Annotated in this window: 9 protein-coding genes; 2 read left to right on the plus strand and 7 right to left on the minus strand. The window is 62.7% G+C overall.

Features of this window, described 5'->3' with window-relative positions; translation table 11 throughout:
* Positions 1–58 precede the first annotated feature (58 nt).
* Positions 59–541 (minus strand): Lrp/AsnC family transcriptional regulator, encoded by a 483-nt coding sequence (locus AC3WJM_RS08605; protein WP_492271638.1) that lies wholly within the window; start codon positions 539–541, stop codon positions 59–61.
* A gap of 276 nt (positions 542–817) precedes the next feature.
* On the opposite strand from AC3WJM_RS08605, the gene AC3WJM_RS08610 reads away from it, so the two are divergent.
* Both AC3WJM_RS08610 and AC3WJM_RS08615 read left to right on the plus strand, forming a co-directional pair.
* On the plus strand, positions 818–2,119 hold the full coding sequence (locus AC3WJM_RS08610; RefSeq protein ID WP_492271672.1) for a flavin monoamine oxidase family protein: 1,302 nt from the start codon (positions 818–820) through the stop codon (positions 2,117–2,119).
* 78 nt (positions 2,120–2,197) lie between these two features.
* Positions 2,198–3,529 carry a flavin monoamine oxidase family protein gene (locus AC3WJM_RS08615; RefSeq protein ID WP_492271639.1) on the plus strand — a complete coding sequence of 444 codons (1,332 nt, stop codon included), beginning with the start codon at positions 2,198–2,200 and terminating at the stop codon, positions 3,527–3,529.
* 592 nt (positions 3,530–4,121) lie between these two features.
* Here the strand turns inward: AC3WJM_RS08615 and AC3WJM_RS08620 are convergent.
* The 6 genes from AC3WJM_RS08620 to AC3WJM_RS08645 all read right to left on the minus strand — a co-directional run bounded on the left by AC3WJM_RS08620 (position 4,122) and on the right by AC3WJM_RS08645 (position 11,677).
* Entirely contained in the window at positions 4,122–4,352 is a 231-nt protein-coding gene (locus tag AC3WJM_RS08620; protein ID WP_492271640.1) for a hypothetical protein, read from the minus strand.
* A 25-nt stretch (positions 4,353–4,377) separates the two neighbouring features.
* A complete protein-coding gene (locus AC3WJM_RS08625; RefSeq protein WP_492271641.1) occupies positions 4,378–5,574 on the minus strand; it encodes an anhydro-N-acetylmuramic acid kinase in 1,197 nt (398 codons plus the stop codon).
* 28 nt (positions 5,575–5,602) lie between these two features.
* Positions 5,603–6,925, minus strand: coding sequence for an MFS transporter (locus tag AC3WJM_RS08630; protein ID WP_492259930.1), 1,323 nt, complete (start codon positions 6,923–6,925; stop codon positions 5,603–5,605).
* Positions 6,926–7,012: 87 nt separating this feature from the next.
* Positions 7,013–7,795, minus strand: coding sequence for a glucosamine-6-phosphate deaminase (gene nagB / locus AC3WJM_RS08635; RefSeq protein ID WP_492271642.1), 783 nt, complete (start codon positions 7,793–7,795; stop codon positions 7,013–7,015).
* Positions 7,795–10,683 carry an FAD-binding and (Fe-S)-binding domain-containing protein gene (locus AC3WJM_RS08640; protein WP_492271643.1) on the minus strand — a complete coding sequence of 963 codons (2,889 nt, stop codon included), beginning with the start codon at positions 10,681–10,683 and terminating at the stop codon, positions 7,795–7,797. Before AC3WJM_RS08640 ends, nagB begins: the two co-directional genes overlap by 1 nt.
* A gap of 61 nt (positions 10,684–10,744) precedes the next feature.
* On the minus strand, positions 10,745–11,677 hold the full coding sequence (locus tag AC3WJM_RS08645) for an N-acetylmuramic acid 6-phosphate etherase (protein ID WP_492271644.1): 933 nt from the start codon (positions 11,675–11,677) through the stop codon (positions 10,745–10,747).
* Positions 11,678–11,798: the final 121 nt, after the last annotated feature.

Consider the following 11,798-nt stretch of genomic DNA (forward strand, 5'->3'; position numbering starts at 1 on the left):
GGACGTTTCGCGGATTTTCGCAGCTCTCCGACGGCCCCGGCTAGGATACCCCTAGGGTCTAAATTGCTCCCCACGCGAATCGCTGGGTATGTGTTCGGTAGTAGGTGAAGGTTTCAACTGCACGCACGCCAGGAATCGTGCGAATTCTGCGGTTGATGATTTCGTAGAGATCGTCAGGGTCGGTGGCGATGACCTCGACGAGCAGGTCGACGGAGCCTGCCGCCATGATCACGTAGATGACGGCATCCACTGTGCCGATGGCATCTGCTGCGGCGTCGATGTCCCCGTCGACCGTGATGGCGAGCATCGCCATGCTTCGGTATCCAAGCTTCAGCGGGTCGGTGACGCCGACGACCTGCAGGGTGCCGGTTTTCTGGAGGCGGAGGACGCGTGCACGTGCCGCGCCAGCGGATAAGCCTGTCGCCGCGCCCAGTTCTGCGTAGGCAAGACGCCCATCTCGTTGCAGCAGTGTGAGCAGCGTCCGATCGGTGTCGTCCAGAACATGGCCGCGATCATTGCTGTTGATCGTGTCAGTCGTCATGGGTCCAGTATGGCTCATCGGGAACTGAAATGATGAAACCGCAGTGAAAGATGGTATAGACTGCCGAAAACTCACTAAGAGAGAGTTCTTGCAGATGAAATATGCTCAGAACCCTTGTGTTCGCTCGCTGGCGTTGCCGCCCAGTGAGGGAAAAGGCGGATCCCCGCGCCTCCGGCATCAAGGTCTTGTGCGCGTATCCGAAGATCCGCGCGCTACGGGGCCGGTGAAGATCGGTTCGATCAAGATGTTGGGAACATGCCGCCGTGAAAACCAGACCTGCACCGACATCGACTCACCCGTGACCCGCGGAACACCGCTTCCACGTACCTCAACAGGGAGCGGTGGCGCCGAGTGAAAATTGCAGTCATTGGTGCAGGCCTATCCGGCCTCACGGCAGCGTGGGAGCTCTCCAAGTGCGCTCACGATGTCCTTGTCCTGGAAGCCCGCAGCCGGGTCGGCGGACGATCCTGGTCGGAGGAGCGTCCCAACGGTCAAATCGTGGAACGCGGGGGAGAATTCATCTTTCCCGACGAGTTCCCGATTAGGCGACTGGCCTCGGAACTAAAGATCCCGATCATGTCTCATGGTGTCCGATACATGCGCCGCATGGTCGACGGCAGGGTGCTGACCTCCGAAGAGCTCGCTCAGACCATGGAAACCGTTACCAGTACCGTCCAGGCGATGCTCGCTGACGGACTCACGTCCGTTTCACTGGAGCAGGCCTTCAAGGAATCGTTGGGGGCGTTCTATCGGCAGGACCCGGCGTACAGGCGTGTGACGACGTCGGCGGCTGCGAATCCCGAACTCGTCAGCGCCGAAGCAGTCCTCCTTCATGAAGCGCCCTCAGCACGCTCGCACATCGAGGATGGGGGCCGCATCGTCGGCGGAAATCAGCGACTCTCTGCAGAGATAGCGCGTCGGCTGGGCACCCGGGTCCGACTCACGCAGCCAGTAGCATCGATCGATCAATCGTCTGCAGGCGTTCAGGTACGCACTGTCGACGGCACCGCCTACGACGCGGACTGCGCAGTCCTATCCGTACCGCTTCCGATCTTACGCACCTTACAGCTTGGATTTCCGCTGCGGCCCGAGCAGCAGGAAGCCCTTGACCATAGGATCATGGGTCATGCCGCCAAGCTTGCGGTCTCTATTGACGCCGACCGTGACGACGTCGCGATACAGAACGCGGAACACTGCTGGTGGTCCTGGCGGTCGCTGGCTACAGACGGTTCCTCCAGACTGCCCGTAATCTCGAGCTTCGCCGGCGGCGAGATCGCACTGCAAGCGCTCCAGACAACGAACGGTTCCGGCACTTGGCTTGAAGCCCTCGAAGAGATGCGGCCCACCATGCGTGCCCTGCGGGATCCACTGCTTACAACCTGGTCAGACGACCCATGGGCGATGGGTGCGTACAGCGCTCCCGGACTCGACTGGCGCCCGGGCGACGCTGACGCTTTCCTCCGTTTGAGCGGACGGGTCGCCATCGCTGGTGAGCACACCGGAACGGAACAATCGCTGTCTGGTGCCGTCGCCTCCGGATACCGGGCGGCATCAGCCATCGGAGCGCTCTCACATTGAGGACGTCAGAATGCCGCATGCCCATGCATTTCGAAGTCATATCAAACAAGGGACAGACATGAATTGTGAGAGGCACCAATGAGTGTGATCGATACAGTCGTGGTCGGAGCTGGCATTGCAGGCCTTACGGCGGCGCGCCTTCTACATCAAGCGGGACAAAAGGTGGTCGTCCTCGAAGCACGTGACAGAGTCGGGGGGCGAATCTGGACGGACCGTGACGCGGGCTTCTCTGTTGATCAGGGTGCCTCCTGGATACACGGCGTCGACGGGAACCCGCTGACTGACCTTGTAACGGCATTCAACATCGAGACCGCCGAATTCACGGTAGGAAGCTTCCAACCTGACGGCCGCCCAATCGCGAACTACGACTCCGAGTTTCGGCTTCTGAAACCGGGCGAGGCGAGCGACCTGGCAAACAAGGTCCGTGCAGCAGACGATGAGGTGCGACGCGCCATAGCATCTTCCTCTCCGGGCGAGACCTACTTGGACGTTACTGAACGCGCCTTGGACACCCTTGGCTGGTCTCCGGAAAGCACCCAAAGTGTGCGGGAGTTTTACGGCCATCGCACGGAAGAACAATGCGGAGCGGAAATCGAAAGGGTTGCGGCCGAAGGCCTCGACGAGGATGTCATCTTTGGTGAGGAAGTGATCTTCCCCGGCGGTTATGACCAACTCACGACAAACCTGGCCGAGGGACTTGACATCCGTTTCGGCCACCAAGTGACCGGAGTTGCATGGTCTGAGGCAGGCGTAAGAGTGACCACAGCCCGAGGCAACACAGAGGCCCGGTACGCGGTCATCACGGTGCCGCTGGGTGTCCTCAAGCGGAACTCAATCGACTTCAATCCGGAATTGCCTGACGTTGTCGTCAGTGCCATTGGAAGGGTCGGCATGGGAGTCTTCAACAAGGTTTTCCTGCAATTTCCGAAACGATTTTGGGAGGACGGGGTGTATGCCATCCGGCAATGGGGCCCGGCCGGATACCGCTGGCACACGTGGTACGACGTGTCGGTGGTCAGCGGTCGGCCAATGCTGCTCGCTTTCGCCGGTGGTCCGCGCGGCATCGAGACTGAAGCTATGACTGATGATGAGGTCGTCGCGTCGGCCGTTGGCGCGCTAAGAAACATCTACGGCGACGACGTCCCACCCGTGGTCAACTCTTGGATCACACGCTGGGGGTCCGACCCCTATGCGCTGGGCTCATATTCGTATGTTGCGGTCGGGGCCACGCACAAGGACCACGACGCCATCGCTACGCCGGTGGGGAATGTTCTGCACCTCGCCGGGGAAGCTACCTGGAGCACTGAGCCCGCCACCGTGCATGGCGCCTTGTTGTCCGGTCATCGTGCTGCCGAGCGCATCCTGGGTCAAGTCGTCCCGCTGGAGGACCTCCATGCCGGGCTCGGCTGACCGAATGAGCCCGCGGAGTGCAACCATTCTGCCGGGCCGCACCAACCCCGCCTTAGGCTAAAGGTTTCTTCATGGACACTCCCGTTTTTCATAAGTCATTCGACTTCTTTTCGCATGGCGTACTTCCTGCGCCGCTGGTGACGGAAGATGAGGCCCAGCGTCTCGCTGAGTCGTTGACCGGCTCGGTACTGCGAGCCGCAACGCTCGGTAGTCAGCAGGACGCGAACTTCCTGTTGACCTCTCCGGAAGGCGAGATCCGGGGGGGGGGTACTCAAGGTTGCCAACCCGTCGTTTTCTTTATCGGAAATCGAGGCACAAACGCTCGCTGCTGAGCATCTAGCCGCGCGGTTGCCGCAAACTCGTTTTCCCGGCGTGATGAGAACTACCAGGAACGGTAGCTCACTGGATTCGGTGAACGCCCACGCGCGTGTTCTGGCCTACCTCGGAGGAGGAACGCTAACCGGCTCGCGGTACCTCCATCCATCCGTCATATCGGCTCTCCGTGGTTCGTGGTGAAACGGATTCCGTGTCTTGAAAGCTGAAGGGCTCGTAGCCCTGCTGTGATGGATGTTCTCTACGCATTCATCAAGAGTCAGGAGCTACGAGCCTTGATCGAGCCTATTTCCCGCGCCCCGACGCTGCCACCGCCCTCTTCAATCTGCCCGACTACCGCGTCACCGATACCGACATCCTCGCCAAGGTGAGCGGCAGCGCACGGAGGTTGGCCGTGCCCGACGGCCGTTATTGTTTCTTCGGTGACTTCGATCCATACCGGGCTATCGGTTTGGCGGGGCGTAAGCAGGGCGGAGGCGGCGATGATCATTGGTTCCTCATGTTGCGCGGGCGATTCATTGGGATGCTGGGCGTCTCTCGGTTGTCCCCGCGATCCGGAGTGCTTTTGGCCGCCCCTGGGTCGGGGTCGGGATGTGAAGTCCGCCGGATCCCGGCGTGATTGAGCCGAGGATGCTCGCGTGCCTGGCGCCCGTGCAGCTGGGTACCGTGGCTGGAAGGTTATGAATCGACAAGTATCCGAGTACGGCGAAGGCACAGGCCTCTTTCATGGGAGATGGCAGGCCCAGCTCGTCCGATCTGACCAGTTCAACGGCTCCCAGTTCGTCTTCCAAGGCCCGCATCAGGGTTGGGTTCAGGGTTCCTCCTCCGGATGCGACGACAGATGTTCCGCCTGCCGCGCGGACGGCGTCAGCGATGGTCCGGGCGGTAAGTCTGACGAGGGTGGCGATCACGTCTTCGGCTGCGAGCTCGTGCGTGCCGCTGTCCGCTAGCGCGGCATTGAGGTAGGGCAGATGGAATAGCTCTTTGCCGGTGGATTTGGGTGCCGGCTGGGAGTAATACGGATCTGCGAGCAGGCGGGTGAGTAGTTCTGTGTTGACGGTGCCGCGGGCGCCGAGTTCGCCGTTGTGGTCGTAGTGTTTTTGGCTGGCGGTCATAGACGTGACGGCGGCATCGATGAGGGCGTTGGCCGGCCCGGTGTCGAAGGCCGTCGGTTCGCCGGAGGCCACCGTGATGTTGGCGATCCCGCCCAGGTTCAGGGCCACCGGTGTTCCCGGCAGTCCGCGCAGCCACATCGTGTCAAACAGGCTGACGAGCGGTGCTCCCTGTCCCCCTGCTGCGACGTCGCGTGAGCGGAAGTTGGACACGACAGCACAGCCGGTTGCCTCCGCAATCCAGGCTGGCTCTCCGATCTGAAGGGTTCCATGGACCGTGCCTGCCTCGACCCAGTGGAACACGGTCTGGCCATGTGAGGCGACGAGATCAGCCCGGCCGTCACACAACTCGCTGTTGGCCCGGGCCGCGAGCCGCGCGAAGGCCTGGCCGATGCCGGTGTCGAGCCGGCAGACCTGCTCCATGGACGTTGTTGCGGGCGGCATCTGCGCCGCCAATGCCGCCCGTAACTCCTCTGGGTAAGCCTCGCTCACAGTCCCCAAGGGAGTAAGCACCAAGGCATCTGCGTCCCTGGTGATGTCGACGGCGACGGCGTCGATCGCATCGTAGGACGTTCCGGACATCATGCCGATGATACGCATGACACTCCTCCCTTTCCTTCTCGTTCAGTTAATCGCGGAGTGCGTTCTTGTGGGCGGAACCACGCAGCGTGGCCAACGCAAAGACGCTGACGATGCAAGTGGCCATCACGTAGTAGGCGGGGATGTCCTTGTTGCCGGTGGACGCGATGAGCCCGGTGATGATGAGTCCGGCGGATCCGGAGAACACGGCATTGGACAGCGAGTATGCGACTCCCAGACCGGTGTAGCGGACCGTGGTGGGGAACATTTCCGAGAGCATGGCGGGGCCGGGGCCCGCCATCATGCCCACGACGGCGCCGGCGATGAAGACACCGGACCCAAGCAGCCAGGGCGAGCTTGCCGGGTCCTGGAGGATCTTCAGGAGTGGCAGGGCCAGGACGGTGATGAGGATGGCGCCTGCCAGCATGACCGGCCGGCGGCCCCAGCGGTCGCTGAGCATGCCGCTGGGGATGATCGATACGGCGAAGCCTGCATTGGACAGCACTGTTGCAATCAGCGCTGCTTGGAAGGTGGCGTGAAGGCTTGTCTGAAGGTATGAGGGAAGGACCACGAGGAAGGTATAGCCTGCCGCCGACCAGCCCATGAGGCGTCCGATTCCGAGCAGGATCGCCTTGGCGGTTTCGGCCTTGCTGGGGTGCTGGATGACAACGCCGGGGGTGTGGCTTTTCTCTGCCGTCACCGTTCGCTGGAAGTTGGGTGTCTCTTCGAGTTTTAGCCGCAGGTAGAGGGCCACGAGGCCGAGGGGAAGGGCGAGCAGGAAGGGGATGCGCCAGCCCCAGTCGCCGAGGTCCGTTGCGGTCAGGACCGAGGACATCAGGGCCGCGACGCCGGCACCGGCCAGCAGGCCGAGAGCTACGGTGAAGGATTGCCATGAACCGTAGCGTCCACGTTTCCCGGGGGGTGCGAACTCGGTCATGATGGCGACGGCGCCGCCGAATTCGCCCCCGGCGGAGAGCCCCTGAAGGATGCGCACGAGGGTCAGCAGGATAGGCGCCATGACGCCCAGAGTGGCGTAGTTGGGGAGAACACCGATGAGGGTTGTTGCCCCGGTCATGAGCAGCAGGACGATGATCAGCGTGGGGCGGCGGCCGATCCGATCACCGATCCGTCCGAAGATCGCTGCTCCGACGGGGCGGAAGAAGAAGGCAATGGCGAACGAGGCGTATGTCTTGATGAGAGCTTCTGTGGGTGACGCTCCCGTCGTGGTGAAGAAGTTGGCGGCGATGATGGTGGCGAAAGAACCGTAGATTGCGAATTCGTACCATTCGATGAAGTTGCCTACGGAGCCGGCGACGAGGGCGCGCCTGGCCTGCTTGGCAGGTGGTTGCTGGAGGAGTGTTGGGGTGCTCATGGTGTGTCCTTTTGTGTGGGTGTTGGTGGATGGTGCGTCGCTGGCGGCGGCGTCCGACGCTTCGATGCACCTTGTGTGGGGCGCTGTTTAGAGTCCTTGCCAGTGGGGCTTGTGCCGGAAGGAATGACGGTAGTAGTCGGCCAGGGCGAGCTTTGATGCCGCGGGCTCATCAAGCAGCACGGTCACGTGCGGGTGAAACTGAAGCACTGATGCCGGGCAAAGGGCGGTGACAGGCCCTTCAGCCAGCTCGTGGACTGCCCGGGCCTTGTTCGCGCCGGCGGCGGCAAGGAGGATGTGCTTGGCTTCCATGATGGTTCCCAGCCCCTGCGTCACTACGTGCCGGGGAACAGCATCAGGGCGGTCGAAGAACCGGGCGTTGTCACGCCGGGTTTGCTCTGTGAGCGTTTTGATCCGGGTGCGGGAGGCCAGGGAAGAGCCGGGTTCGTTGAAACCGATATGGCCGTCGGTGCCGATGCCAAGGATCTGCAAATCCACTCCCCCTGCGGCCCGGATCTTGTCCTCGTAGGCATTGCAGGCCTCGGGCACGTCAACGCCGCTGCCGTCCGGACCGTGAACCATGGCTTCTGGAAAATCGACCTGCCCGGTGAATTCCCTGCGAATGACCTCTCGGTAGAGTTCCGGATGGTTGTCCGGGAGCCCCATGTATTCGTCAAGGGTGAACGCCTCGGCTTCGGCAAAGCTCAAGCTTCCGGAGAGGTGGCGGCGCGTCAGGTCCTGGTAGATCGGGAGCGGGGAGGACCCGGTGGCGAGTCCCAGGACCGCGTGCGGTTTGCGTGCAAGCAGGGATTCGATGACGTCTCCGGCCAGGCGGCCGATCCCGGCACTGTCCGGGAGTATGACGATCTCCATCAGAGGGTTCCTTTCTTTGGACTTGTGGCCTCATCCAGCAGCTCGAGGACGTGCCGGTACTGGTGGCCGGTGGCCTGGGTCATGCCCAATTCGCAGGTCCGGTTGGTTGATGCGTACGCCGAATAGAGGCGCTCATTGACTTCGGCGCCCTGGGTCGCTGTGGCGGAATCGGTCAGTTCGGGGTGCAGGAGGCCGCGGTCTCCGGCATAGGCGCAACACCCCCAGCTGGGAGGCACCATGACGTCCTCCGCCAGGGAGGCGGCAATGGCCGTGAGGTCTTCGTTGATGCCCAGCCGGGTGGATGAGCAGGTCGGGTGTATCGCCAGGCATTCCATGCGGTGGGAAACCTCAAGGTGCGGCATCAGCCGCTCGCGCGCGAACTGAACGGAGTCAACAAACCTGAGCCCGGAATACTCCGCAGGAACGTCCGGGGATGAAGCCGTGTCCCGCAAAGTCTCGAGCCCTTCAGTGCATGAGGAAGCATCACAGACCACGGGCAGCCGTCCATGATCGCTGGCTTCCCACAGGGCCGGAAGCACTTTGGCTCTCATGACACCGTATCCGGCGGTGAAGCCTTTGGACTTCCATGGCGTTCCGCAGCAAAGGTTCCCGATGCCTTCGGGAATGGCCAGTTCCAGGCCGGCACGGTCGGCGAGGTTCAGGAAGGCCTGGGTGACGCCGGTCCCGGTGCGTCCGCGGCCGTCGTCAACCGGGCCGAACATGGCGCCGATGCAGGCGGGGAAGTACACGGCATCGGCGACTGATCCGGCCGGATCTCCCGTTCCGGCCTTTTCGCTGCCGGTTCGCTTGCGGCCTCCCTTGGGCAGGGCTGTGGCGTAGAGTGGTACGTTCTCAGCGCCGAGGAGCAGCCTTCCCGCGGCGGTGACGGCCTTTACCGCAGGTGCCGGCATCGCCTTGGCGGCGCTGAGGCCAAGGGAGCCGACGGCAGTGACCGCTCCCCAGTGCTTCGCGGCGACTGTCCAGCCCTTGTCCGCGACAGTGTTGTGGTTTTCTGCCCGGAGACGGCGCACCAAGTCACCGGTGTTAATGAGGACCGGGCACGCGTTCTGGCACATCCCGTCCGCCGCGCAGGTCTGGACGCCATCGTACTCGTAATCCTTGCGCAACCGTTCGGCGAGTCCGTGGTCAGCCCGCTGTTCGGCGGCGGCAATTTCGCGGCGGATCACGATCCTTTGCCTGGGCGTCATGGTCAGGTCCTTGCTTGGACACACCGGTTCGCAGTAGCCGCACTCGACGCAGCGGTCCACTTCTTTTTCCACCACCGGCGCCGTCTTCAGGTGATCAAGGTATGAGCGTTGGTCGTCCGACAGGACAACCCCGGGGTTCAGCAGCACCTTGGGGTCGATGAGCCGCTTGATGATTCCCATGATCTCGTAAAGTTCCGGCCCGTATTGGCGTGCAACGAAAGGTGCCATGATCCTGCCGGTGCCGTGTTCGGCCTTCAGCGTGCCTCCCTTGCCGAGGACAAGGTCCACCATGTCTTCCGTGAATGCCTCGTAGCGGTCAAGCTGGGAGGGGCCGTCGAAGCGCTCCGTGAGCATGAAATGGATGTTGCCGTCCTTGGCGTGGCCGAAGATGACACTGTCCTGGTACTGGTGCCGGTCAAAGAGGCCCAGCAGCTGTTCGCAGGTTTCCGCCAGTGCAGACACGGGAACGGCGATGTCCTCAAGGAGGGCGTTTGTTCCGGCCGGTCGGTTGCCTGCAACGGTGGTGTAGAGGCCCTTGCGGATATGCCACAGGGCTGACCGTTCCTTGGCGTCAGTGGAAAGCTCGAATGGGGCCGCCAGATCCAGGGAATCGAACAGGGCCTGGCTCCGTCGCAGCTTGTCGAGCAGTTCCTCCGGTGTTGGCGCCTGGTGCTCCACCAGGAGGGCTGCGTGGCGTTGGATCTCCAGCCGGGCCAGAGCGGCAGGTGTTCCTGTCTGACGCTGGGCCACACCCAATGAGGCGGCGTCCATCAGCTCCACCGTGGACAGGCCTGACGCGACCAGCTCGGGCAGGGTTGAGGCCGCCGCGTTGAGCGAGCAGAAGGTCATCAGCCCGGTGGCAGCGTAGGGCAGGGATTCGATGGTACGGAACGTTGCTTGGGCGATGAACCCGAGGGTCCCCTCGGAGCCGATCATGAGGTGTTCCAGGATCTTGGCTGGTGCCTCGAAGTCAAGGAAGGCGTTGAGCCCGTAGCCCATAGTGTTCTTCATGGAGAACTGATGCTCAATGGTGCGCACGGATGCAGGATTGATGCTGATCCTGCGGCGCAGCCGGATTAGCCCTTCATGCAGGTCCGGTTCCTTGGCGCGCAGGTGCTGGTCCGCCGCAGGGTCCGCGGTGTCGATCACGGTGCCGGACGGTAGGACGAACACCAAGGATTCCAGCGTGCGGTACGTGTTGAATTCGGTGCCGCACGACATGCCGGAGGAGTTGTTGGCCACGACTCCGCCAATGGTGCACGCGCCCTCGCTGGCGGGGTCCGGGCCAAGCTTGCGTCCATATTGGGCCAGCCGCGCATTCACGCTCCGCACGGTGGCGCCAGGCCCCACGCGGACCCGGGCGCCGCCGTCAAGAACTTCGACGGAACGGAAGTGCTTCCGCACGTCCACCAACAGGCCGTCCGTGACGGCCTGTCCGCTCAGCGACGTCCCGCCTGACCGGAAAACCAAGGGGAGGTCCGCCGAGGCAGCCGCCGCCATGATCCGTCCGACTTCGGCCGGATCCAGCGGCGCGACGACGGCCTGCGGTGACAACAGATAATGCGAGGCGTCGTGCGCCAATGCCAGACGGTCCAGATCCCGGACCGAGAAACCGGTAATGCCGCGGAACGCGGTGTATGTGCCCTTCGAGGTCCCCTCCCGTCGCTGACTCTTACTCATCCAAGGCTGCTTTCCGGGCGTGATTGCGAAGTTGTCCATGTGTGGTTCCGACTGCGCGGGTTCAGTGCCGGCGAAGGGCTTCTGTGACGCACCGGACGTCACCGTTGGCCGACTCAAGCGCTTCGCGGGCGTCGGCGGGGGACGCGCCGGTAAGCATAACGGCGAGAGCCACGTTCAGCTCACCGTCTGCGGACTCAAGTGCGCTGCGGCAGCTGTCTTCAGTGCCTCCGGTGGCCTCCATCAGGATCCTGACGGAGCGTGCCCGGAGTTTTTCGTTGGTGGCAACCATGGAAACCATCAGGTTTGACCAGGTCCTGCCGAGCCGGATCATCAGGGCGGTGGAGAATCCATTCAGCATGAGTTTTTGTGCCGTGCCGGCTTTAAGCCGGGTTGATCCGGCCAACGCCTCAGGACCAGTGTCCGCGGCAAGCACGAAATCGGCCAGTGGTCCGAGCTGCGGCGCTGTGGCGCAGGCAATAAGCGCTGTTGTGGCTCCGTTTTCTCGGCCGGCCGTCAACGCGCCGCCGACATACGGGGTCCGCCCGGATGCTGCAATACCGACGACGACGTCGCCGGAGCGGACATCCGAGGCGGCCTCGACGCCTGCTTCCCAGGAGTCTTCGACGTTTTCCACCGCCTGGGTCAGAGCCGCGGGGCCACCAGCGTGGTGTGCAATGACGACGCCTTCAGGAAGGTTGAACGTCGGTCTCAGTTCAGCGGCGTCAAGGACACCGAGTCGCCCCGATGTTCCAGCGCCGAAGTAGTGGACGCGGCCGCCGTTCCGGACGGATGCGGCGGCGGCCTCCACCAACTTGGCCATCTGCGGCAACGTGGCGCGAACCGCTGCCGGCGACAGTTGGTCTTCATCGTTGAGCGCTTCCAGAATCTCGATGGTCGTGCGCTGATCCAGATCGAGAGTACGAACATTCCGTGCCTCCGTGCTGATCTCGAGCCATGCCGAACTCTCGTGGCTGCGGTGCGGCTTCGTTCCCATCAATGTCCCTAACTGTCCGTCCTGTGACTTTCCTTACACCGAAGGTAGTGCCTCCATCGGATATATGTCAATCATTTACATAAAATCTCACTCTTGGGTAACATATATACATGGGTCTGTG

Source organism: Arthrobacter sp. FW306-1B-G06A, from assembly GCF_058781765.1.

What these genes read in the sequence shown, in the direction of transcription:
- AC3WJM_RS08605 (WP_492271638.1), bottom strand. Translation starts at nt 541, where the DNA reads ATGACGACTGACACGATCAACAGCAATGATCGCGGCCATGTTCTGGAC.
- AC3WJM_RS08630 (WP_492259930.1), bottom strand. Translation starts at nt 6,925, where the DNA reads ATGAGCACCCCAACACTCCTCCAGCAACCACCTGCCAAGCAGGCCAGG.
- AC3WJM_RS08620 (WP_492271640.1), bottom strand. Translation starts at nt 4,352, where the DNA reads ATGATCATCGCCGCCTCCGCCCTGCTTACGCCCCGCCAAACCGATAGC.
- AC3WJM_RS08625 (WP_492271641.1), bottom strand. Translation starts at nt 5,574, where the DNA reads ATGCGTATCATCGGCATGATGTCCGGAACGTCCTACGATGCGATCGAC.
- AC3WJM_RS08615 (WP_492271639.1), top strand. Translation starts at nt 2,198, where the DNA reads ATGAGTGTGATCGATACAGTCGTGGTCGGAGCTGGCATTGCAGGCCTT.
- AC3WJM_RS08645 (WP_492271644.1), bottom strand. Translation starts at nt 11,677, where the DNA reads ATGGGAACGAAGCCGCACCGCAGCCACGAGAGTTCGGCATGGCTCGAG.
- AC3WJM_RS08640 (WP_492271643.1), bottom strand. Translation starts at nt 10,683, where the DNA reads ATGAGTAAGAGTCAGCGACGGGAGGGGACCTCGAAGGGCACATACACC.
- nagB (WP_492271642.1), bottom strand. Translation starts at nt 7,795, where the DNA reads ATGGAGATCGTCATACTCCCGGACAGTGCCGGGATCGGCCGCCTGGCC.